Source organism: Marinilabilia salmonicolor JCM 21150 (assembly GCF_000259075.1).
Classification (GTDB): Bacteria; Bacteroidota; Bacteroidia; order Bacteroidales; family Marinilabiliaceae; genus Marinilabilia; species Marinilabilia salmonicolor.
This window is the reverse complement of record NZ_AJKI01000044.1, coordinates 88,648-112,325: the sequence shown is the minus strand read 5'-3', so window position 1 is coordinate 112,325 and position 23,678 is coordinate 88,648. Positions and strand designations below refer to the sequence as shown.

22 protein-coding genes are annotated in these 23,678 nt (G+C 42.7%); 10 read left to right on the top strand and 12 right to left on the bottom strand.

The window, feature by feature from the left end; all coding sequences use genetic code 11:
- Nucleotides 1–19 precede the first annotated feature (19 nt).
- Nucleotides 20–1,075: a dTDP-glucose 4,6-dehydratase gene (gene rfbB, locus W7W_RS0118490; protein WP_010665144.1), complete on the bottom strand. Its 1,056-nt coding sequence runs from the start codon at nt 1,073–1,075 to the stop codon at nt 20–22.
- Nucleotides 1,076–1,077: 2 nt separating this feature from the next.
- On the bottom strand, nt 1,078–2,106 hold the full coding sequence (galE, locus tag W7W_RS0118485; RefSeq protein WP_010665143.1) for a UDP-glucose 4-epimerase GalE: 1,029 nt from the start codon (nt 2,104–2,106) through the stop codon (nt 1,078–1,080).
- 905 nt (nt 2,107–3,011) lie between these two features.
- On the opposite strand from galE, the gene W7W_RS0118480 reads away from it, so the two are divergent.
- Nucleotides 3,012–3,977 carry an HU domain-containing protein gene (locus W7W_RS0118480; RefSeq protein ID WP_010665142.1) on the top strand — a complete coding sequence of 322 codons (966 nt, stop codon included), beginning with the start codon at nt 3,012–3,014 and terminating at the stop codon, nt 3,975–3,977.
- A gap of 245 nt (nt 3,978–4,222) precedes the next feature.
- Here W7W_RS0118480 and metG read toward each other — a convergent pair whose 3' ends face one another.
- On the bottom strand, nt 4,223–6,256 hold the full coding sequence (gene metG / locus W7W_RS0118475; RefSeq protein ID WP_010665141.1) for a methionine--tRNA ligase: 2,034 nt from the start codon (nt 6,254–6,256) through the stop codon (nt 4,223–4,225).
- A 161-nt stretch (nt 6,257–6,417) separates the two neighbouring features.
- On the opposite strand from metG, the gene W7W_RS0118470 reads away from it, so the two are divergent.
- From W7W_RS0118470 to W7W_RS0118460, 3 genes are all read left to right on the top strand, one after another.
- Nucleotides 6,418–7,329, top strand: coding sequence for a S66 peptidase family protein (locus W7W_RS0118470; RefSeq protein ID WP_010665140.1), 912 nt, complete (start codon nt 6,418–6,420; stop codon nt 7,327–7,329).
- Between the two features lie 356 nt (nt 7,330–7,685).
- Nucleotides 7,686–8,054, top strand: coding sequence for a YraN family protein (locus tag W7W_RS0118465; protein ID WP_010665139.1), 369 nt, complete (start codon nt 7,686–7,688; stop codon nt 8,052–8,054).
- Between the two features lie 72 nt (nt 8,055–8,126).
- Nucleotides 8,127–8,477: an MmcQ/YjbR family DNA-binding protein gene (locus tag W7W_RS0118460; RefSeq protein ID WP_010665138.1), complete on the top strand. Its 351-nt coding sequence runs from the start codon at nt 8,127–8,129 to the stop codon at nt 8,475–8,477.
- A gap of 72 nt (nt 8,478–8,549) precedes the next feature.
- Here the strand turns inward: W7W_RS0118460 and W7W_RS0118455 are convergent, their stop codons facing one another.
- Genes W7W_RS0118455 through W7W_RS0118445 form a run of 3 tightly spaced genes read right to left on the bottom strand, consistent with a single transcriptional unit; the run spans nt 8,550 to nt 12,371 of the window.
- On the bottom strand, nt 8,550–10,931 hold the full coding sequence (locus tag W7W_RS0118455) for a penicillin-binding protein 1A (RefSeq protein WP_010665137.1): 2,382 nt from the start codon (nt 10,929–10,931) through the stop codon (nt 8,550–8,552).
- Nucleotides 10,932–10,934: 3 nt separating this feature from the next.
- Nucleotides 10,935–11,945 carry an NAD-dependent epimerase/dehydratase family protein gene (locus tag W7W_RS0118450; RefSeq protein ID WP_010665136.1) on the bottom strand — a complete coding sequence of 337 codons (1,011 nt, stop codon included), beginning with the start codon at nt 11,943–11,945 and terminating at the stop codon, nt 10,935–10,937.
- 18 nt (nt 11,946–11,963) lie between these two features.
- On the bottom strand, nt 11,964–12,371 hold the full coding sequence (locus W7W_RS0118445; protein WP_010665135.1) for an OsmC family protein: 408 nt from the start codon (nt 12,369–12,371) through the stop codon (nt 11,964–11,966).
- Nucleotides 12,372–12,497: 126 nt separating this feature from the next.
- Between W7W_RS0118445 and W7W_RS0118440 the strand changes: the two genes are divergently transcribed.
- From W7W_RS0118440 to W7W_RS0118430, 3 genes are all read left to right on the top strand, one after another.
- Entirely contained in the window at nt 12,498–13,103 is a 606-nt protein-coding gene (locus tag W7W_RS0118440) for a riboflavin synthase (RefSeq protein WP_010665134.1), read from the top strand.
- Between the two features lie 396 nt (nt 13,104–13,499).
- On the top strand, nt 13,500–15,371 hold the full coding sequence (locus W7W_RS0118435; RefSeq protein WP_010665133.1) for an ATP-binding protein: 1,872 nt from the start codon (nt 13,500–13,502) through the stop codon (nt 15,369–15,371).
- Between the two features lie 49 nt (nt 15,372–15,420).
- Nucleotides 15,421–16,317 (top strand): polysaccharide deacetylase family protein, encoded by an 897-nt coding sequence (locus W7W_RS0118430; protein ID WP_025007099.1) that lies wholly within the window; start codon nt 15,421–15,423, stop codon nt 16,315–16,317.
- 166 nt (nt 16,318–16,483) lie between these two features.
- Here the strand turns inward: W7W_RS0118430 and W7W_RS0118425 are convergent, their stop codons facing one another.
- The 3 genes from W7W_RS0118425 to W7W_RS0118410 form a co-directional block, all read right to left on the bottom strand.
- A complete protein-coding gene (locus W7W_RS0118425; protein WP_029510669.1) occupies nt 16,484–18,619 on the bottom strand; it encodes a glycoside hydrolase family 97 protein in 2,136 nt (711 codons plus the stop codon).
- Between the two features lie 270 nt (nt 18,620–18,889).
- Nucleotides 18,890–19,363, bottom strand: a complete 474-nt coding sequence (locus W7W_RS0118415) for a hypothetical protein (protein ID WP_010665130.1) — start codon at nt 19,361–19,363, stop codon at nt 18,890–18,892.
- Between the two features lie 88 nt (nt 19,364–19,451).
- The gene (locus tag W7W_RS0118410) at nt 19,452–20,108 is read right to left on the bottom strand and encodes an HD domain-containing protein (RefSeq protein WP_010665129.1); all 657 of its coding nucleotides are present in this window, start codon (nt 20,106–20,108) and stop codon (nt 19,452–19,454) included.
- Between the two features lie 356 nt (nt 20,109–20,464).
- Between W7W_RS0118410 and W7W_RS23615 the strand changes: the two genes are divergently transcribed.
- Nucleotides 20,465–20,638, top strand: coding sequence for a PAS domain-containing protein (locus W7W_RS23615; RefSeq protein ID WP_010665128.1), 174 nt, complete (start codon nt 20,465–20,467; stop codon nt 20,636–20,638).
- Between the two features lie 15 nt (nt 20,639–20,653).
- Complete coding sequence (locus W7W_RS0118395; RefSeq protein ID WP_148660916.1) at nt 20,654–21,061, top strand: hypothetical protein; 408 nt, start codon at nt 20,654–20,656, stop codon at nt 21,059–21,061.
- Between the two features lie 41 nt (nt 21,062–21,102).
- Here the strand turns inward: W7W_RS0118395 and W7W_RS0118390 are convergent, their stop codons facing one another.
- Entirely contained in the window at nt 21,103–21,699 is a 597-nt protein-coding gene (locus W7W_RS0118390; protein ID WP_010665126.1) for a uracil-DNA glycosylase, read from the bottom strand.
- A gap of 130 nt (nt 21,700–21,829) precedes the next feature.
- Nucleotides 21,830–22,165: a DUF5320 domain-containing protein gene (locus W7W_RS0118385; RefSeq protein ID WP_025007100.1), complete on the bottom strand. Its 336-nt coding sequence runs from the start codon at nt 22,163–22,165 to the stop codon at nt 21,830–21,832.
- Between the two features lie 183 nt (nt 22,166–22,348).
- On the opposite strand from W7W_RS0118385, the gene W7W_RS0118380 reads away from it, so the two are divergent.
- Nucleotides 22,349–22,723 (top strand): VOC family protein, encoded by a 375-nt coding sequence (locus W7W_RS0118380; RefSeq protein ID WP_010665124.1) that lies wholly within the window; start codon nt 22,349–22,351, stop codon nt 22,721–22,723.
- A 70-nt stretch (nt 22,724–22,793) separates the two neighbouring features.
- On the opposite strand, the gene nagB is transcribed toward W7W_RS0118380, so the two are convergent.
- A complete protein-coding gene (gene nagB, locus W7W_RS0118375; RefSeq protein WP_010665123.1) occupies nt 22,794–23,582 on the bottom strand; it encodes a glucosamine-6-phosphate deaminase in 789 nt (262 codons plus the stop codon).
- Nucleotides 23,583–23,678: the final 96 nt, after the last annotated feature.

The window sequence follows — 23,678 nt, the reverse complement described above, 5'->3', positions numbered from 1 at the left end:
TTTCAAAAAAGTAATGGCACTAACGATTACCATACTGCTGCGAATAATATTTGGCATAATCGCCTGACAGCACATTGTTCAGCCACTCATCATTTTCTAAATACCAGTCAACTGTTTTTTCAATACCTTCCCCGAACTGGAGTGAAGGTTTCCAACCCAATTCATTCATCAGTTTCCCGGAATCAATGGCGTAACGTTTATCGTGGCCTGCACGGTCCTTCACATAGGTAATGAGCTTCTCAGACTCACCCTTTTCGCGATCAAGAGCATTGTCCATGACCTCACATAACTTACGAATCAGATCAATATTTGTCCACTCATTATTCCCTCCGATGTTATAGGTATCACCATTTACTCCCTTGTGAAAAATCAGATCAATGGCTACCGCATGATCTTCCACAAAAAGCCAGTCACGAACATTTTCCCCTTTTCCGTAAATGGGAATCGCTTTTTTATGTTTGATATTGTTGATGGCCAGAGGAATCAGTTTCTCGGGGAATTGATTTGGCCCGTAATTGTTGGAACAGTTGGAAATAACCACGGGAAGGTTATAGGTATGATGCCACGCACGCACCATGTGATCACTGCTGGCTTTAGATGCCGAATACGGGCTCCGGGGATCATAGGCTGTCTCTTCAGTAAAAAAACCTGTCGAACCCAATGATCCGTAAACCTCATCTGTTGAGATGTGATAAAAACGTTTGCCTTCGGTATTGTCACCCCACAAAGCGCGGGCTGCGTTAAGCAAATTGACCGTTCCCATCACATTAGAGCGGATAAATGCCAAAGGGTCACTAATAGAACGATCCACATGTGATTCGGCAGCCAGATGAATAACCCCGTCTGGTCGGTGTTGCTCAAAGACCTCTTTCACAGCTGCCTCATCTGTTATGTCTGCCTTAACAAAAACATAATTCGGCTTCGACTCCAGGTCTTTCAGGTTTTCCAGATTCCCTGCATAGGTCAAAACATCCAGATTGACTATCTTATAACCGGGATATTTATTCACCATGAGGCGAACCACATGAGATCCGATAAATCCGGCTCCTCCGGTAATTAAAATCGTTTTTTCCATAGCTATTTAAGATTTCTGACGTTCTTCTCCCATGCCCAGGCACTTGCCAGTGTTTCCTCCAGCGTTTTTTCTGCTTTCCAGCCCAGCTCTTCATTGGCAAGCGTTGTGTCGGCCCATATTTTTTCAATATCTCCTGCCCGGCGGTCTGTAATCTGATATTTGACTTCTACCCCGTTTACCTCCATAAATGTTTTCACCAGTTGCATTACCGAATATCCGTCACCGGTACCCACATTAAAAAATTCATAGGAAGCTTTATTTTTATTCTCCATCAACCGGTTAATCGCAACCACGTGAGCCTTGGCCAGGTCCACCACATTAATGTAATCGCGAATGGCGGTGCCGTCAGGGGTATCGTAATCCTCTCCGAAAATTTTTAATTCATCCCTCAAACCTGCAGCCGTCTGGGTAATAAAAGGCACCAGATTGTTGGGGATACCAACGGGAAATTCTCCAATCAAAGCCGACGGATGTGCTCCAATGGGATTAAAATAGCGCAGTGCAATACAATTATGGCCCTCACTGGCCTGACTGAAGTCGCGCATAATATCTTCCGAGACGGCTTTGGTATTGCCATAAGGAGACTCTGCCGGTTTTCGGGGAGTGGACTCCGTTACAGGAAGCTGATCAGGCTGTCCGTAAACCGTGCAACTGGAACTAAAGACCAAACTGGGAAGATGATGTCGCTTCATATTCTCCAGAAGATTCATCAGCGACACAAGGTTATTCCGGTAGTATTCGAGAGGTTTTTCCACCGACTCACCCACTGCTTTGAAAGCAGCAAAATGAATAATGGCATCAATATTGGCATTTTTTTCAAAAAAAGCATCCGTTTTCTCCCTGTCAGCGAGGTTAAATTTCTCAAAAGCCGGACGTTGCCCAGTAATTTTCTCAATTGCATCAAGCACTTCTATATTCGAGTTGGACAAATCGTCCACTATTATCACTTCAAAACCCTCATTCTGAAGCTCTACCACTGTGTGAGAGCCAATATAACCGGTTCCGCCGGTCACCAATACCTTTTTACTCATTAGAATTCCTTTCTTTTATTTTTGGTTCCTTTAAGCAAGTAAAATTAACAAAACCAATTCAATTGACGATATTTAATTTTGTAAGAAATGTTTCGTGCTTAAACACAAAAAGCTCAGAGCAACTATTTTTTTATACTTCGGTCCAATAATATCCTAACCTGGATTATTCATAAATTATCGATTCCAATTCATTGGTATCCGGTAAAATATTATTTAGTCTTTGCAAGAAAACACCAACCACTTCGTTATGATTGCCTTTGGATCAATCATTTACAAAAAAAGCAAACTCCTTCAATTCAAAAACTTCGAATGTCTCGTATTTTGGGCTTTCTTATCAAAGTCTAGAAAACCTTATTTTTCTTGCAGACACTATTTAGAGTCTGTCCATAAAGTACCATTTGCGTCGTTACGCCAACCCGCCAAAATACTCATTTACTCAAAAAAACTCCGCTTTTGGCGGCTTGGCAAGCCTCGCAACTGGCACTTTTTGAAGAGACACAGCTTCAGTTAGAAATTTTCCCGACTTTATAGACGGGCACTATTTAGGAAAAAGATTGCGTCACGACATTCTCATTAACAGTTTTTGCAAAAAACTTATAATCAACCTCCAAGGTCACCCACCCTTTAGTAGCAATTTGCCCGGCTTACCTCCACGCGGAGGTGGGCCAATTTTGCCATATCTCCATTATTCCCAAAAATTTTATTGGGATAATCACAAGCAATGAGACCACTTTGCAAGACTTTTGGGAAAGCAAGCACAAAACATGAACAAGGCCTGAATAACGATCCCCCAAAAACATACATCACCCTCTTTCACCAAAAAAATCATCAGTTTTCAACAGATTATTAACAGCTGTTTAAAACAAAAATAGGCACTTAGCGTATAAATTCATTAAATTTGCAATATGGCGAACATTGAAAAGCACATATCAGATTTATTATGCCTGCACGACTGCGTTATCGTGCCGGGTCTTGGAGGATTTGTGGCCAACTATAAATCGGCTTCCATCGTGGACGAGCGAAATCATTTCACGCCACCGGAAAAAGAAATTGGCTTCAATCGCAGTCTGTCGCACAATGACGGACTCCTCACCAATCACCTCATCCGACGGGAGCAAAAATCATGGGATGAAAGCTCAGCTCTTATTCGTGAATTTGTAGGCAATCTACAAACACGAATTGATGAAGGAGTCACCATGGAGCTAAAAGGTATAGGAGCATTTCGTAAGGATGCTTTAGGAAACTTACAATTCAATCCGGTAGAACAGAACCAGTTGTTACCATCAGCCTTTGGATTAGGAGATTTTCATTTTGAACCTCTGGTCAGCAACCATTCCAATACAAGCAAACAGGAAGAACCTGTGCGCAGATTATTGCAAAGTCGTTCTCCCCGCTACTGGACTTCGGTGGCAGCAATGATTGCAGGCCTGTTGCTCTTTTCGCCAAAGCTGGACATGCCTGAACATCACCGTATAGATTCTTCGAATATGATTTCAATGGTGGCCGATGACGCAGTATCAGCCCCATCTGATGAAACAACAGAAGTTGCGGAAACAACGCTTTCCGTACCTGATGAAATTGAAGGAGAAGAAATCAATAAGTTACAGGACGCCAAGCAGGAAACAAAGGCCGCCAATGTTGCGAAACCATTTCATTTAATTGCAGCAAGCTTCAAATACCGTTCACCAGCCGACCAGACTATGGAAGCATTTAAAAATGACGGTTTTTCAGAAGCAAAAGTGTTGGACTCCCCTAGTGGCCGTTACCGGATTGCACTCTTTTCGTTTGCCGACAGGGAAGAAGCGACTCGAAAACTTTTTGCTCTCCGCAAGGATGAAGCCTATAAAAACGTCTGGCTATTAGCCGAATAAAAAAATATTTAACCTGGATTATTCATGAATTATCTATTACAATGTTCAACTACCGGCTAAATACAGGCGTCCTCAATAAAATTGACTTGAAAATAATTTATTATTTCCTTCATCAATTTTCTTTGCGATTGCCAACATTTATTGGTTTTTGAACATCTCATAACGAAAATTCATGACTAAACCAGGCTAAACCAAGCTAAACCAAACTAAAAAAAGCCGCTTGCATAGCGGCTTTTTTTTTGTCATTATCTTACTTCCGACCCTGGTTTTATTCTTGTTCCCGGAGCTACAAAATCCAACCTTCCATCGGCATCTTCAGCCATCAGGATCATTCCCTGCGACTCAATACCCTTAATTTTACGGACTGCCAGATTCACCAGAATAGACACCTGACGTCCGATGATGTCTTCAGGTTCAAAAAACTCAGCGATGCCCGAAACAACTGTTCGCTTATCAATTCCGGTATCCACCTTGATTTTAAGCAGCTTCTTGGTTTTGGCTACTTTCTCTGCTTCAAGAATGGTACCCACCCGAATGTCCATTTTCGTAAAATCATCGAATGAGATATCTGCTTTAGCTGGAGCTGCTTCTTTATTTTCAGCTTCATTACTGTTTTTTGTTTTCGCAAGACGATCCAATTGCTCCTGAATCTGTGCATCTTCAATTTTATCAAACAATAACTTTGCTTCATTAATCTTATGAGCAGGCTTCAGGAGTTCCGTTTTACCACACCTGTCCCATGACAAATCCTCCATATCCAGCATATCACGCATCTTACGCGCAGTAAAAGGAAGGAAAGGCTCCATTACCAGAGCCAGGTTGGCCGTGATTTGCAAGGCAATATTCATGATGGTTTTCACGCGCTCAGGATTTGTTTTCTGAAGTTTCCATGGCTCGGTATCTGCCAGGTACTTATTTCCCAGTCGAGCCAGATTCATCGCTTCACGCACTGCTTCACGGAATTTAAAAGCATCCAGACTCTTTTCGATGCGGTTAACCAAAGCAGGAATCTCCTCCAGCGTTTCCACATCAAAAGGCTCAGTTTCGCCAATCAAAGGCACCTGACCATCATAATATTTATGAGTAAGCACAACTGCTCTGTTCACGAAATTTCCAAGAATGGCAACCAGTTCATTATTGTTGCGTGCCTGAAAATCGCGCCAGGTAAAATCATTGTCTTTGGTTTCCGGAGCATTGGCAGTCAACACATATCTCAAAACATCCTGCTTATCTTTAAAGTCAACCAGATATTCATGCAGCCAAACAGCCCAGTTCCGGGAAGTAGAAATCTTATCCCCTTCCAGATTCAGAAACTCATTGGCCGGCACATTATCCGGAAGATTGAAAGAACCTTCAGATTTCAGCATAGAAGGAAACACAATACAGTGAAATACAATATTGTCTTTACCTATAAAATGAATCAAACGGGTTTCAGGATCTTTCCAATATTTTTCCCAATCAGGAGTCAGTTCGCGAGTGGCAGAAATATAGCCGATGGGAGCATCGAACCAGACATAGAGCACCTTCCCTTCACCGCCTTCCACAGGTACGGGAACACCCCAATCAAGATCGCGGCTGACAGCACGCGGTTGCAAACCCAAATCCAGCCATGATTTACACTGACCGTAAACATTGGGTTTCCACTCTTTATGTTCTTCAAGAATCCATTTTTCCAGAAATTTCTGGTGCTGATCAAGCGGAAGGTACCAGTGTTTGGTTTTGCGCATTACCGGGATACTTCCGGAGATCATAGACTTGGGATTAACCAGGTCTGTCGCATTCAAAGAAGTTCCGCAACTCTCACACTGATCACCATAAGCGCCCGTGCTGTTACAATGCGGGCAGGTTCCGGTAATATAACGATCTGCAAGGAATTGTCTGGCCTCCTCATCATAATACTGATCGGTTTCCTTTTCCATGAAGGCACCTTTATCGTATAGCTTCTTAAAAAATTCGGAAGCTGTTTTATGATGCATTTCGCTGGTAGTCCGGGAATAAATATCGAAACTGATACCGAATTTCTCAAACGAATCCTTTATCAGATTGTGATACTTGTCAACAATATCCTGCGGTGTAACCCCTTCTTTTCTGGCTTTAAGGGTAATGGGAACGCCGTGTTCATCAGAACCTCCGATATGCAATACATCCTCTCCCTTCATTCTCAGGTATCTCACATAAATATCAGCAGGCACATAAACACCGGCCAAATGACCCACATGGACGGGACCATTGGCATACGGCAGGGCAGTAGTAACAAGTGTTCGTTTAAAATTACTCATAATTTCTCCAATCTCTGGTATGTGTATTTTCTTGAAAACAAATATTTTATATCGTAACTTTCTCCAAAAATCCGGACAAGAGCAAGTACTTTTGAAGGGATTTATTTATCTTCACAAAGATAACCAAAGATGTTAAAATCTTATATACAAAGCAGTAAGATATGTCAATTGCCATACCTCCCTTCATAAAAAAAGGAGCTCTTTTCGGATTGATTTCCCCGGCCGGAAAAACAGAAGCTCAGGTGGTAAAAAATGCCGAAAAGTTTCTGGAAACCAACGGATACAGAAGTTCCAGAGGGAAACATGCATCCTCGGAATACCATCAATTTTCAGGAACCGACGAACAAAGAATAGCCGATATACAGACATTTCTGGATGACAATCAGGTTGATGTAATTTGGTGTTGTCGGGGCGGATACGGAACTTCCAGAATTATTGAACAGCTGGATTTCTCAGCCATGCCCAAAAAGCCCAAATGGGTTGTAGGTTTCAGCGACATTACCGTTTTTCATGCAACCCTTCAGAACATTTACAATGTAGCATCCATTCATGGCCCCATGCCGGTAAATTTACAACCCGAAGATGACCAGCAACAAGGTTTTCTGCACCTGCTGGAATTATTAGAGGGACAGGATCTCACCATCAACACTCCGGCAAATCAGTTAAACCGATGGGGAACTGCAGGTGGAAAACTCACCGGGGGAAACCTGTCGTTGCTTTCTTCACTGATCGGGACAAAGTACGACTTTGACCCGCGGGGCAAAATTCTGTTCATCGAAGAAGTGGGAGAACAACTCTATCACCTGGACAGGATGATGCAGCACTTGAAACTGGCCGGAAAACTTGAACAATTATCCGGACTGGTGGTCGGTCAGCTCACCGAAATGAATGACAAACCAACACCTTTTGGTTTATCAGCAAATGAAATAATTATGGAGGCTGTTCAACATTATGATTACCCTGTAATATTTGATTTTCCGTCCGGACATGCACACCTCAATGAGCCACTGCTGATGGGTGTTCAGACCCACATTCAGGTCAATGAAAAAGGAGGTATGCTTATCCGATCTTAAATAGTTTCTGTCCATAAAGTACCACTTGCGTCGTTACGCTTGCCGCCAAAATACTCATTTACGATTAGTAAATTCCTTTTTTGGCGGCTTGCGCCACCCATCGGTCGCCAAAGGCTTGCCGACGGAACGGCGCTAAAGCTTTAGGCGGCACGCGGTCAAAAGCCTAGCAATTGGCACTTTCTGACCAGAAACAGGACCAAAAACAAATTTTGTTTAGTTTATAGACAGACTAAATATTGCCCAAAAACAAGCTGGAAAATCAGTTCGCTTCCAGAAAAATTGAAATTATAAACCGGAGTTGCCCCTTACGGCTTATTAAGACTTCAACATATTCACAAAAACATAAAACCAACCCAATGGCCCAACACAATAAACTGGGACAAAAAGGAGAAGACAAAGCAGCAGCCTACCTGCTGGATAAAGGCTATCGTCTGGCTGCACGAAATTTCCGGTACGACCATAAAGAGATTGACATTATTGCCTGGGATGATGAAGAACTGGTTATCGTAGAGGTGCGCACAAGAGATTCTGATATTCACGAGCACCCCAGAGACAGCCTGACGCCCACAAAAATAAACGCTATTATCTACGCTGCTGAAGCCTACATAATGCTAAATGAATTGGATTGTGAAACCCGGTTTGACCTGATTTGCTGGTTGCCTCACAAGAAAGAAGAGAACTGGGAGATGGAACATATTGTGGATGCTTTTCATTCGAGCCCGTAATTAATTTCTTTTCTGGCACTAACGAACCAGATTGATTAACTTCGCCAATGAATCAGACTAAATCAGACCAAAATGAACATCGAAGAATTCCGTGAATATTGTCTGTCTCTCCCGTCAACCTCCGAAGCCCTTCCCTTCGATGAAACATCGCTCGTTTTCAAAGTAGGCAGGAAAATGTTTGCCCTCACCGTTTTGGAAGGTCCGTTTTGGATAAATCTGAAATGCGACCCGGCGAAAGCCATAGAGTTGAGGGAACAATACCAGGCAGTGAGACCCGGGTATCACATGAACAAAAAACACTGGAACACCATTGAAGTTGACGGTTCTGTTAGCAATGCTTTAATACGCCAATGGACCAAAGAGTCGTATGAGCTGGTAATAAAAGGCATGACCCGAAAAGAACGGGAAAGCATCAACCGCTGACTTCGACTACGCTAATCCGGCAGAGATAGGCGGCTGGACCGGCTAAGCCGGTTGCTTCGGATATAAAATCTGCTATTCTTTTTTACGAAAAATATCTTTCATCCGGTCGAGCAACGACTTACCCTTATCCTTCTTATCATCATTTTTTACATCCAGACTGTCTGCTTTTTGTGTCTCTTCCGCATCTTTCTCCTTTTTATCCTTCCCTCCTCCAAACAAGCGTTCAAAAAAGTTCATATCCGGATCTTCTTCTGAAAAATCGGGACAATCCACGTCAGCAAGCAACTCTTCTGGCAGGGGATAGAAACTTCGCCGGCCAATACCAACCGAAAGCGAAGAAGTCTCCACCTTTTGCATAAATCTTCCAAAAACAGGAAGTGCCGTATATGCTCCCTGACCAAGACTAGTGGTTCGAAATCTTATTCCCGGACTTTCAGCCCCCACCCATGCACCTGCTACCATCCCCGGAGAAAAACCAATAAACCACCCATCCGCATTATCCTGAGTGGTTCCTGTTTTCCCTGCAAGATCAGTTTTTAATCCATAAACACTTCTCAGTGCCCGTGCAGTTCCGCGCTCCACTACTCCCTGCAGCATATGCACCATATAGCGGGCTGTTCTCTCCTCAAAAGCAGGATCACGCAATTCGGCAGGCTTTGCTTCATAAAGAAGCCTCCCCTGAGCATCTTCTATGCGCAAAAGACTTTGCAGTTCTATGCCGTTCCCATAATTTGCAAAAGCAGTGTAAGCCCTGATCATCTCAAATAATGAAAGGTTGGCAGTCCCAAGAGCCACTGAAGGTACTTTAGGCATATCGCTACCAATTCCGGCTTCATGAGCCAATTCTATCACATCATGAGGGCCCGTTTCCACCCCCAGTTCGGCAGCAACGGTATTCACGGAGTTGATCAATGCCCCCTGCAAAGAGTAATATCCCTCATGCTCCCCGTCACTATTGGAAGGGGACCAATCATCATACTGACGATAAACACGTCTTTCATTGCTGATATAATCACAAGGTTCGTAACCTTCTTCAAGGGCAGTGGCATAAACAAATGGCTTGAAGGTACTGCCCACCTGACGTTTAGATAAAACATGGTCGTAAGGAAAAAACTTAAAATTCGTTCCCCCCACCCAGGCCAATATTGCACCATCAGAGGGATTCACCGCCAAAAAGCCTGCATGCAACTGACTGATGGCCCAGGCGACAGAATCAGCCGGTGACATCTCAATCTTTATTTCCTCCCCGTCCTCAAGAATCACAGTACTGACCGGAGTTTCCATAACCTCCATTATTTCCGTCTCGCTCTTTCCTTTCTTTTTTAATGCCTGATAACGAGAGGAATTCTTAAGAGCAGAAACAAATATTTCCGGGTGTCCCTCCCATGGTTTTCTGTTCTTCCAATGAGTGTCAAAATCATTTTGCAGGCGCACCATATGATTATAAACTGCATCATTGGCAAATTCCTGCAACTGAGCATTCAGCGTAGTATAAATCCGTAACCCATCCCGGTAAAGATTGATCGAATCGCCATAAAGTTCTTCCAGTGTTTTTTCAGCACTTCGGCGCACAACTTCCATAAAGTACGGTGCAGGACCATTATTCTTATCCAAAACCCTGTAATTGAGCTCCAATGGAAGTTCCCGGTATTTTTCGCCCTGCTTCTCGGTTAAGAATCCCTGAGTTACCATTCTGTTAAGCACAGTGTTTCGCCTTTCAACACTGCGATTGGGATGAAGCCGGGGATTGTATAAGGTATTAGCGGCCAGCATTCCGATAATGGTTGCGGCCTCATGCGGCTTCAGCTGGGATGAAGATTTATTAAAAAAACGATTGGCAGCTACTTCAATACCATAAATATTTTCACCAAAAGGAACCGTATTCAGGTAAAGATTCAATATTTCAGACTTTGTGTAAATTCCCTCAAGACGTGCTGCCGTGAACATCTCTCGAGCCTTGTTTACAGGTAGCGACAAAAATTTGTAGTCCCTTCTGGGATATAAGTTTTTGGCAAGCTGCTGACTAATGGTGCTTCCACCTCCCTGGGCCTTATCACCCATAAGGACAGAATGCACCAAAACTCTCCCCATACTTATGTAATCGAGCCCTTTATGCTCAAAAAAGCGGCTGTCTTCTGTCGCCACCAAAGCATTGATCACATGCTCGGAGATATTATTATTCTCAATATTCCTTCGGTTTTCAATATAATACTTGCCAATCATTTTGCCATCGGCAGAATATACCTCGGAAGCATCAAAATTCCTTATTTTAGCCAATTCCTCCTCTGCCGGAATACGACCAAACAAACCGATGTAAACCAATGACAGAAACACCGCCAAAAAAGCAATTCCTGCCAAAAACAGCTTTAGAAAAAATTTTAAAACTTTTATCCGAAAACGGCCGGAACTGTTTGCCTGATTCCGCTTTCCGCCGGAGATATTTTTCTTCTTCATTGATTAATTGTTTTCAAGATACCATTGGGCGGTATTCTTTACAGAATTGTCAACAGACCGGAAAGAAAAATTAAATTTTTCCGAGAACTTCCGGTTAGAATAATATGCCCTGTTGTGTGCAGCCCGGGCAGTGTCTTTAGTTATTGCCGGGGCTTTCCCGAAAATGGCACAAAGGGTATGATTGATTCGCCATCCCATCTCGGTAAGAAAAACATTTGCTTTAAGAAAAGGGGCACGTTTATTTAACGCCCGCGCCACCAAAGAGAAAAAGTTTTTAAAACTCATATTCTCCCCATTGAGAATAAAACGCTCATTGACCACCTCACTTTTAATCAGCAAATAAACGGCTTCAGCCACATCCCGAACATCCACAAATCCGGTAACACCGGTTGTATAGAAGGGCATTCCTTTGCGGACAGAATAAAACAGACGGCCACTGCTTCGTTTCCAGTCCACCGGTCCAATAATGACAGAAGGATTAACAATAATCACAGGTAACCCCTCCTTGGAAGCTCTCCAAACTTCCATCTCGGCACGAAATTTACTATGCGAATAGGCAGACCGGTTATCGTCCGGCTGCCACTCCACCTGCTCATCCACTTCCTTTCCTTCGGGATGACGTCCCAATGAAGAGATGGAGCTCACGAAACAAAACTTCTTAATGCCTTTTTCAATAGATGCATTAACCAGATTGGCAGTTCCATCTGCATTCACCTTAAGCATTCGTCGCGCTTCGTTTGGATTAAAAGAGACCATCGCGGCCGCATGAATTACGTATTGAACACCCTCCAATGCTTCTTCAAGCGAAAAATAATCGGTAAGATCCGCCTCAATCCATTCCACTTTTTCCAATAATGCATCAGCCCCGGCATTTTCATAAAAACGAAAAAGTTTCTCAACCTCTCCGATGGTGCTTTGCCGACGACAGGTAGCTCTTACCTGCTCTCCTTGTTTTGTAAGACTGTATAAAATGTGTGAACCAACCAGTCCTGTTGCTCCTGTAAGTAGTATCATAAATACAAAGGTAGTTTTTTACCAGTGAAAGCGAATAGTCTGTTTCAAATCGGGAGAAAGGCTTAAGGGAACCGGGCTGATTCCTGCCACACTTTCAATAAGCTTCTTTTGTTCTTCGGAATACCCCTTGTCAGGAAAAAAGAACGTCACCACTATTTCTGCCACTCTTCTGGGATCGCTGGCCATTATTTTGGTTATTTCCACCTCTGTTCCTTCAATATCGATTCCGTTATCCATCGCTTTTATGCCCATAATGGTAGTGATACAACTCCCAAGGGAAGTCGCCAGAAGGTCAGTGGGAGAAAAGGCTTCTCCTTTTCCCCGGTTGTCCACCGGTGCATCAGTAATAATTTTATTTCCTGACTGAAGATGTGTGCTTTCGACCCTCAAATTTCCAAGGTATTTGCTTTTTACAGTAACATCCATAAGTTTTTTTTTCGAATCTGATTAAACGATTTAGGGTTCTGAAAAAATTGTTTCTAATTTAGCATTTCATTTGATATCAAAACAACACATTGCAATATCTGTTTCAATAAATTTAAAAAGAATATTATGTTTTCAGGAATAGTTGAAGAAGCTGCCACAGTCACAGCAGTGGACAAAGAAAAAGGGAATGTGCACCTCACACTGAAATGTTCATTTACCGATGAGTTGAAAATTGACCAGAGTATTTCTCACAACGGTGTTTGTCTGACCGTTGTAAAGAAAGAAGGAGATGTCTATACAGTTACAGCCATCAGCGAAACGCTGGAAAAATCAAACCTGGGACTTCTGAAATCAGGAGATAAAGTAAACCTGGAACGAAGCATGCCAATGAATGGCCGGCTGGACGGGCACATCGTACAAGGACATGTAGATCAGACAGCAAAATGTGTGGAAGTTAAAGAGGCAGATGGCAGCTGGTATTTTACTTTCCAATACGATGTAGATAAAGAGAAAGCAGGACAAGGTTACATGACAGTGGAAAAAGGATCTGTTACGGTAAACGGCGTAAGTCTCACCGTAGTTAACAGTAAGGACGATCGTTTTTCAGTGGCCATCATTCCTTACACCTACGAATTCACCAACTTCCACCAAATCAAAGAAGGAACTGTAGTAAATCTGGAGTTTGATATTATTGGGAAATACATCAGCAGATTACTGCACTTCAGAGAGTAAGACGCTCACTAATTCACCCCGGGTTGACCACCCGGGGTTACTCTAATTTACCCCCATTCGGGGACACCCCGCTTCTGCCACATCCCCATCACATCCGAAGTCCGCCCGGACAGAATACTCTAAATCAATTACTTAACAGAATTAACAGGTAGTGAAACGAACATGAATTTTGAGGTGCTAATTCCTTAAAAAAGCATGTACAAAATTCATAGTGAGTTTCGTCAGACCAATAACTTGGATAAATTATTGACTTAAGTTTAAAGATTGCTTCGGGCTGACCGAAAATCACCCCTGTCTGTACTTAACAAACATTCAATTATTGATCTTTATTAGTTTTTTTAAACAAAATGCATTAAATTACAGATTCGTCCCCTAACTATAAAGAGAATAGTGCGAATGTACGGATTCAGGAAGAAACTACTCATTTTGATGCTCATTCTGACAGCATCTGCAATGCTTCTCACCGGCGTGCCGGGAATATTTTTTGCGCGGCAGCAAGCCAAAAAAGACGCTTTGGCACATATGGAGCAAATAACCCGCTTGGCCTCTTCGGATGTGGAAAAACAATTCACCCACATCAAAGAAGTGTCCATGGCTTTAGAAGCCGTTATCAGAAGCACCTTCAACAAAACAACGGACTATCAAAACGATGTTGCTCTAAATCGTTACAAACAACAAATAGCCCCACAACTCCGTGAAATCCTCCATCTGATGCGCCCGATGAGTTTATGGATTGTTTTCAACACTGAAAATCTTGAAGGAAAGCATTCCATTAGTTTTTTCGATAAAAAAGGCAATGGTCTTTATCATCGGACCAAAGAATACAATATTCTAAAAAAGGATCTTTATCATCCTTCCATGAATTGGTGGACGGACGCCGTAAAACACGGAGAAACATGGACGCTGCCTTACTATTGGCAAAGCTGGGATATGGAAGTTATCAGTTATTCGCGAGCCGTGTATGTAGATTCTACGTTAATCGGTTGTCTCGGATCTGATTTTCATTATCATGAACTGGAGGATCACCTCGACAGTATTTATGATTTCAAGACAGGTTGTCTGATTCTCCTGAATGAAAACAATGAGCTGGTTTACTCTTCCTCTGGCAAACAACCGCTCCCACAAGAAACCCTTGAAGTCATTGAGCACTTGCCCAAAAACATCGATACCAGGCTACTGCCACATACTAACAGTAAAAGTTTCATTCACTCAGTGAGTCAACTCCAAAACGGATGGACTATAGCGCTTTCTGTGTCCAGAAAAGAGATTTTATCGGATGCCAACAACCTCATACTTCACCTTGGGATAGTATTCCTTACAGGCTTTATTATCACCATATTCCTGGCATTTTACTTCAGCAAAAATGTCACCTCTCCCGTAAAATATCTTCTCAAAAAATTCAGGCATGCTGCAGATGGAAAACTGGATACAAGAGCGAATATAAAGTCCAAAGATGAAATGCAGGAATTGGGAGACCACTTCAATAAAATGATGGAAGAGCTCCAGAATTCATTTAACGATTTGAAGTTGGTCCAAAGCAGGTTGAGTCGGGAAAAAGAACGCGCCCTGGAATCAGACAGTCTCAAATCTTCATTTCTGGAAAACCTGAGCCATGAGGTTCGGACCCCGTTAATGGCCATTGTCGGATTCTCTGAATTAATGGCCGATCCGGTCTCCACATCAAAAGAACGGGAAGATTTCTTTTCGCATATTGCTCAAAACAGCAATCAACTGGTAAGGTTCATTGAGGATACATTATTATTTGCACAACTCGAGAAAGAACAAGCATCTGTAAAAATGAGTCATTTTAATATTCAGGAGGCCCTGCTGGATCTGAAACAGGAATTTGAAAACTATCGGCAAAAACAAAAGCCGGATCTTTTTTTCCGAACGCTGTCGGATGAGTGTGAGATGACCATTTACAGTGACCCGGCCCTATTGAAACGCCTGATCAGATACCTGCTGGTCAATGCTTTCAAATTTACTGACAAAGGAGGAGTATCCTTGCTATGCAGGAGTACTGATCATCATTTCGAAATAATCGTCTCCGACAGTGGCATAGGGATCTCTGACGACAAAACAGATTTAGTTTTCAGGAAATTCTGTAAGGTAGTTGAATCCAACACACGGGTTTATGACGGTGCAGGCATAGGCCTTACCAATGCGCGGGGAATTGCATTTCTGCTAAACGGAACCATAGAACTCTCCTCCACCCGGGGAGAAGGGACTTCTGTCAAGGTTTCTTTCCCATTGAACAACAAAGACTGACCACAAGAATAAAGAACTATCTTTGCCAACGAAATCAACAGTCGCTTTTATGGCATTTTTTAGTAACTTATTAAGCCCAGGGCTTCGATATTCGGGGCTCTCATGGGCTCTCCGACATACACTTCAAAAAAACAAGACCACCATTCTGATGTTTCATCAACCGGAAGCTGTCTTTTTCGATAAAGCATTATCAGAACTGAAAAAAAGATACAACATCATTCCGCTTTCCTTACTTATTAAATCTCTCAAAAACAAGACAATAAAAATTCCGGAACGTTCCATTGCAATCACTTTAGACGATGGGCGTGCAGAAAATCTCCGTTTACTCCCCGTATTGGAGAAACACAATGTCACCGTCACAATTTTTCTCATTTCCGGTATTACCGACACCATGCAGCGCCCTTGGTTTTATGCAGTCAAAGACCGTCAGTTCAAAAAATCACTAAAAGAAATGTCAGATTCGGTCCGCCTTGCAGCACTAAAACGATATGGATATGAGCAAGACCAGGTTTTTGAAGAGCGGATAATGCTCAATAAAAAAGAGATTCAATCGATGAAGGAGAGCGGACTGGTCGGGTTTGGGGCACACACAATGACGCACCCCATTCTGCCCAGATGTTCCGACTCCAAGGCAGCCAAAGAAATACAACTTTCCAAAATTGCTGCCGAAGCACTAACGCATCATCCATGTTCTGTTTTTTCATTTCCCAACGGAGAGTACAGTGAACGTGACATCCGCATCTGTAAAAAAGCAGGGTATGAAGCAGCAGTGACCCTCGACACAGGCTTTAACAGTAAAAACACAGATCCGTTCAGGCTGAAAAGAATATCAGTACCTGATAGCGGTAACATCTCTGAGTTCCTGGTTAAAGCATCCGGAGCGTGGGCATTCTTCAAAGTTTTGGCCGGTAAACAGAAACGAACCCGTCGTCATAGTGGCCTATAAAAACCTTTGCAACCAGCAGAAATACAAAAAGTAAAAGAATACATCAATGCAACTCCACAAAAACCAAACGGTTATTTTCGTGCAAAGTCGTTACTAAAAAAAAGAAAAGCTGCCTAAACAGACAGCTTTTCCTCATTATTCTACGGTTTAAGATTGAATCTGCAGATTACAATTTTTTCAATCCCTTAGTTTCACTTTTGTCCTGTACTTCAATCAGGCTGATGGCATAACCACCTCCGGGAGCACACTTCTGCGACAATTTAGACTTACTGGTGACTACATATTTTTTAATCTCGTAAGCTTTGGGATTTTTCTTATAATGGGCATCCTTTTTATCACTGTAGATCGTTGCCACATATTTTTTGCCGGGCTCCAGAAAATCAAATTTAATATTGGATACACGGGGATCTTCATCATTGGTGCGTCCCACAAACCAGTTATCACTATTCTTATCCTTTCGGGCATAAGTGATAAAATCACCGGGCTCTGCTTCCAGCACCTTGGTATCCGCCCAGTCAACCGGAACGTCTTTAATAAACTGAAGCGCATCCAGGTATTTATTATATGTTTCGGGCAGGTCGGCAGCCATTTGCAAAGGGCTGTACATTGTTACATACAATGCCAGCTGACGGGCAATGGTTGTATTCACCCATGAATGATTGTCGGGATTGTACTTGCTCACATCCTGCTCAAAAATTCCGGGGGTATAATCCATAGGTCCGCCAATCAGACGGGTAAACGGCAGAATAGTGGTATGCGCAGGCTTATTGCCTCCAAAAGCCTCATATTCGGTACCACGGGCCGACTCATTGGCCAACAAGTTCGGATAAGTACGACGCAGTCCGGTTGGACGAACAGCCTCATGGGCATTGACCATCACTTTGTGTTTTGCAGCCTCTTTTACTGCATAAATGTAGTGATTCACCATCCACTGACCGTAATGATGCTCCCCGCGTGGAATAATATCTCCCACATATCCGCTCTTCACTGCATTATAGTTGTTGTCCTCCATAAATTGGTAAGCCTCATCCATATGACGCTCATAATTACGCACAGAGCTGGATGTTTCGTGATGCATCATCAGACGTACTCCCTTGCTTTTGGCATATTCCCGAAGTTCATTCACATCAAAGTCGGGATAAGGAGTCACAAAATCAAAAACATAGTCTTTGGATTTCCCGAACCAGTCTTCCCATCCAACATTCCAACCTTCAACCAACACCTGATCGAAGCCGTGTTCAGCTGCAAAATCAATATGCATCTTCACATGGTCGGTATTGGCGGCATGCTTTCCGGTGGGTTGTGCATTGGCAAAATCGGTCTCACCTAATTTTACTGATGGCAGATCAGCATAAGCCCAGGAGCTTTTCCCTGTGATCATCTCCCACCACACACCAATGTATTTCACAGGCTTAATCCAGGAAACATCATCATAAGCACAAGGCTCATTTAAATTGAGGGTAATGTTGGATAAAAGAATATCGCCTGCATTTTTACTGGCAATAACCGTACGCCAGGGTGTTTGCGTGGGAGCCTGCATATAAGCCATATTACCCACTGCATCGGGAGTCAGGTGTGATTCAAAAACCATATTTTCATCATCCAGTTCCAGGTGCATGCAAGAATATTCCTTCAAGGCAGCTTCGTGCAGATTGATGTACAAGCCGTCGTCGGTTTTCATCATGAGGGCTGTCTGCACCCCGGTATCCGAAAAAGGAGTCTGTGAAGCATTGGGGGTAATGGCCTGATCCATTAAGCCACGAATTTCGGACAGTCTGGAAGTGGTGTAATCATACTCCTGCGTGTCGTAATCTCCGGGAATCCAGAATGCTGTGTGATCATCTGCCATGGCAAACTGAGTCTTTTCATCAGTCACCACAAAGTAGGTGAGGTTGTCCTGTTCAGGAAACTCATAACGAAACCCAAGGCCATCATCAAACAATCGAAAACGAATTACCATGGCCCGATCGGTTTCTTCCTGCTCCAGTGTAACCGCCAACTCGTTGTAATGATTTCGGATTTCTTTGGTTTCGCCCCACACAGGCTCCCAGGTTTCATCAAAAGAACTCTCATCCACCTTTGCAAGCTTAAAACCGTTGGTAAGTGGCTCCAGAGCTTTCAACTCCAGCCCCAGACGACTTTCAAGGATCACAGGTTGTCCTTCCAGTTGGAGACTGTAAACAGGAGCCCCGTCCTTCACCTCAAAACTGAGATGAAAACTGCCATTGGGAGACTTCAGTTCAGCTGCCTGTCCCCATACGGCCATAAAGGATATTGCCATAAAAACGAATAGTTTTTTCATACAAAAAATGTTTGGAATGTTGTATAAAACTTTTACGTCAAAGATACCGAAAAGAGCAGTAAATCAGGACAGTGATACAAACACACACCATTACGAAACCGGGACATCAAACATCAAAAGCAACTGTATATCAAGCAGAAGCAACCAAAAACTGCTTCTTTATCATAAAAAAAGAAAGTAAAAAATAATTGAACTGTTGCCTCCGCAAAGGTTTTCGGAAAATCAACTACCGCTCTTCCGGACAAACAATTTCGGATTTAATATTCTCAATTAGTATCCAGAATTGTTTTTCACGGCCCTGCCCCATGGCTTCTGGACCGAAACGACCAGCATCACCAACAAAAGAAGCAATTGTGCTGTACCCCAACCAGCACTCTGCTGAAAGTTGTACTGAAAAACATCATTGGCAAAAGCCTGCTCCCGAAGGGTGTTGGCCAGTTTGACATTGCCATTGACCCATGGGCCCAGGAAAAAAGTACCGAAGAGTATTTGAGCAACCGTCAGCACCCACTTCACTGTTATCCAGTGATGTTTGAAAAACCCGAAACCAGTCCACACACCATAAACAATACCCATCAACAAATTCCCCATGGCACCGGGTATAATAATAAAATCGTCAATTACCTGAATGATGCGGAACTTCATATAAAGTTCATCCCCCGATTCCGGATGGACTAAAAAGAGTATTAACAAGAGGGAAATGGCACCTCCAATCCACATCACCACAAAGAAAAGGTGAACCATCTTTAGAATTTTGAGACCTTGTTTTTTAAGTTTTGGCATATTAATAACTATAAAAATTTAACGCAGAGGCTCTGTGAACAGGTAAAAACTACAAACGGCCTTCCCACTCATCATAGAATTCATTCAGGAACCTCTCCATATATTGATGCCGCTGTTCTGCAATAGCGCTCCCGGTTCTTGTATTCATCCGGTCTTTGAGTAACAGTAGTTTTTCGTAAAAATGGTTGATGGTTGGAGCCGTACTGTTTTTGTACTCCTCTTTGGTCATGTTCAGATTGGGTTTTATTTCCGGATTGTACATTTCCCGGTTTTTATATCCCCCATAATTGAAGGTACGGGCAATACCGATGGCCCCGATGGCATCCAAGCGGTCGGCATCCTGAACAATATCCAGTTCGGTTGACCTGAATTCCTGCTGATGATTTCCTCCTTTGAAAGAAATATGCCGGATAATCTTCACCACGTGTTCAGCCACTTCACCAGCAACATTCAATTCGCTCAAAAAAAAGGCAGCATTCCGGGGCCCGGCCTCTTCGTCTCCATCATTAAATTTAGAATCGGCAATGTCATGCAACAAAGCAGCAAGCTCCACCACCAGTTGATTGCAATCTTCCTTTTCCGAAATACGACAAGCCATCTTCCATACCCTATAGGTATGAAACCAGTCGTGACCTCCTTCGGCTCCGGTAAGTTCAGCTTTTACATACCGGATGGTGGAATTGATTATTTCTGTTGATTCCTTCACACAATAGATCGTTAGATTTTTAGAAGTTAGAGGTTAAACAAACCGTATGGCGTTGACATTCTGGAGTTTATCAAAAAAAACACTCGTTGAAGCTTAAATTTAATTTCCAGAACTTTGAAAAAGTTTAACGGACCATTGTCACAGTAACTTTATACTTAAAGTTTACAGAAATCAAAACTACCATTTTTGATGCATTTTTCTTACTTTTAATTACCATTGTTTGGAGAAACTTATTTCTTATTAGGAGGTTGCTTCAATTTGTTGACAGGAATCTCAATGATGCCCCTGATAATGATACCTCAATGGACAAGGCGGCAAAAACTGTGAAAGAACTGCTTCAATTCCGGCAGTACTAAATGCAAAAAGAGAACCTGCTTTTGCCGTTAATTGAACAGGAAATGATTCTCATCCGCTATTTTGCTGTGCGCGATGATGAAGGCAACTACCTGGGAACACTGGAAGTATCGCAGGATCTGACAGAGCTGCGCAAACTTGAGGACGAACAGCGTATTTTGAATTACGAATCGTAACTTAAAGACGCACAATTGTGCGTCTCCATTGTGCGTCTCCATCACACCGTACAGCAAGCCGCAACAATTGGCATCCTTAATGTTCAGGAACTGGTGAACCGCTTGAGAGCTGAAGTCAGACAAGATGCCTTTTCCGAAGATGGAGAAGGAGGCTTGACCATCAGGTATGAGCAGCACGACTGGCATGATGAATCCAAGATCACCAAACAGGTGGATGCACGTCCGATGTTGGAAGCAGGCGAGATGCCGGTGCATCAGGTGATGGCAGATTTAAAAAGTTTGCAGGAAGGAGATATTTACGAACTCACGGTTCCTTTACTAACCGTCCCCCTTATAGAGAAAGCTGCCAGTCTGGGATTCGATTACTGGGTGGAGGAAAAAGAAGAAGATCTGTTTATTATTCGGTTTCTGCAGATTGACTGACATTGAGCTATCGGGCATCGCAACGGCCATTGTTTGATGGATCATTCTTCTTTTATAAAAGGAGAGTAATGACCTGAATCAATCATTTGCTGATATTTTCGAACAATTTTTTTACAATCCTCCCAGGTGGGACGTTTTAGACGTGGGTCCCGAAGTAGTGCAGAAGGATGATAAACCGGCATGGCCAGACGGTTACACAAGTTAAGCCATTGTCCATGATCCCGGGTAATGCGATAATTGTTTCCTGCCATATTTTTCAAGGCCGTTGCGCCCAGCAGAATAATGATTTTAGGATTTATCAGTTCTATTTGCTCATGGAGCCAGGGTAAACACGCCTGAGTTTCCTCAATAGCCGGAGTCCGGTTATTGGGAGGCCGACATTTGACAATATTGCTGATAAAAACATGCTTTTCTCGGGTAAACCCGCAAGCGGCAAGAATCTTATCCAACAACTGACCTGATGGCCCCACAAAGGGACGGCCTTGAAGATCTTCAACCTTACCGGGACCTTCCCCAATAATAAAAATTTCAGCTTTGGGATTTCCCTCCCCAAAAATCACATGATTTCTGGTTTGGGAAAGATTACAACGATGACAATTTAGTATCTCAGTTTTTAACTGGTCAAACCTGGGCGACATAGGAATTCTTTTGGATTGCGTTACGATGCATGCAATGAATAAACTCTGCAAAACCCTCAAGCGGCAATGTCAATCAAAACGGGGCCCTCAAAACTTCAAAGGCCCCATTTTTTTTGAACATGAACAACAATCACTCTTCCATCTCTTTCAACCTGTCTTCTATACTCTTAAGTGAATCTTTAAGATTTTCCGCCTGAGCTTTCAGCATCTTTGCCTCATCTCTTTTACTCATCCCCACTCCCATCCAGGGAGTATTAGATGCTGGAACATCCATGCCAGCTCCGGCACTACGTCTAAATCCGAAACCACGCCCCAGGCCGCCACGACGGCCCATGCCGGCACCGCGGCCGGCACCTTGTCCAAATCCTTTAGTAAACCCCGGTGTATCATATCCACCGCAAAATCCCATTGTTCTTCCGGTCATGGCACCTTGTCCCACGGGTCCGGTTCTGTCTCCTGCTGGCATAATATTTTGTTTTTTTAATAATTCAACATCAGGATGCAAACACCCCTCACTATCTGAGGTGGCAGATATCCCGTTATCTGTTTCAAAAAATTTAACACTGTTACCTTTTACAAAGATAAGCATTATACTTTGAAATGAACAATAGTTCATTTAATTTTATGCAAAAATTTAACAAACAACCACATGATAAAACACACAGGACTATCTATTCGTAACATTCAGGAAGTTTATGATTTCTATGAAAGGATCCTTGGATTTAAAAAACACACGCAATTCTCTTTGTTTCGTGAACTGGCAGAAGAAATATTTGGGTTCAGCGAGTCACCGGAAGTAATTGTGATGAAAAAAGAAGACATTGAGTTAGAATTATTTATCAGCCGGGAGGAATTTCGTCCGGCCTATACGCATACCTGCCTGGAGATTGCGGATGCCCAGGAGATTTTCGAAAGAGCAAAAAAACAGAATTACAAAACATACGCCAAGCCAAGTGCCAATGGTTACACATGGTTTGTTGCGGATAGCAACAAAAATCTATTTGAACTCAAAAAACCAACATAAAAGCAAAACAAAGCCGGAAAGGGAAAACCAATCCGGCCTTTATTATCACAAAAAAATTATGATGCAGGTATTACAATATATTTTCGTTCTCAATATCTTTAAAATACCTGTAAGTACCTACCTTCAACTCATCACAGGCAGCTTCGTCGCACACAATAATCCCTTTCGGATGCATTTGCAATGCGCTGATGGTCCACATATGATTCACGCCCTGTTCTATGGCATAATGCAAAGCCCTGGCTTTATTGTGTCCATTTACAATAATCAGCACTTCTTTGGCATCCAACACTGTTGCCACACCAACCGTCAAGGCAGTTTTAGGAACTTTCGCAGTATCATTATCGAAGAACCGAGAGTTGGCAATAATGGTGTCTTGTGTAAGTGTTTTGACACGGGTTCGGGACTGAAGTGAAGACCCGGGCTCATTAAAAGCAATGTGTCCGTCAGGGCCAATCCCCCCCATAAAGAGATCAATTCCTCCGTACCTGAAAATTTTCTCTTCATACAACCTGCATTCTTCTTCCGGGTCAGGAGCATTCCCATTCAAAATATTCACATTATCCTTCTCAATATCCACGTGATTAAAAAAATTATTCCACATGAATGAATGATAGCTTTCAGGATGATCTTCCGGGATTCCGATGTACTCATCCATATTGAAAGTAACTACATTTTTAAAGGAAACTTTTCCTTCCTGATACAAATCTATCAATGCATTATAAGTTCCGAGCGGTGAGGATCCCGTTGGCAATCCTAAAACAAAAGGACGACTCCCGTTATGTTGATTAATTTTATCAGCAATGTAGTTGGCAGTCCATTCAGAAACTTTGTTGTAATCGGGTTGGATGAGTAGTCTCATAATTTTATTTATTTTGATTTATAGTTAAAATTACGTCTTTTTGAGAAAACCTCATGGTCAATCCACCCAAAAATGTTTGAAAAAAACACAGGATAG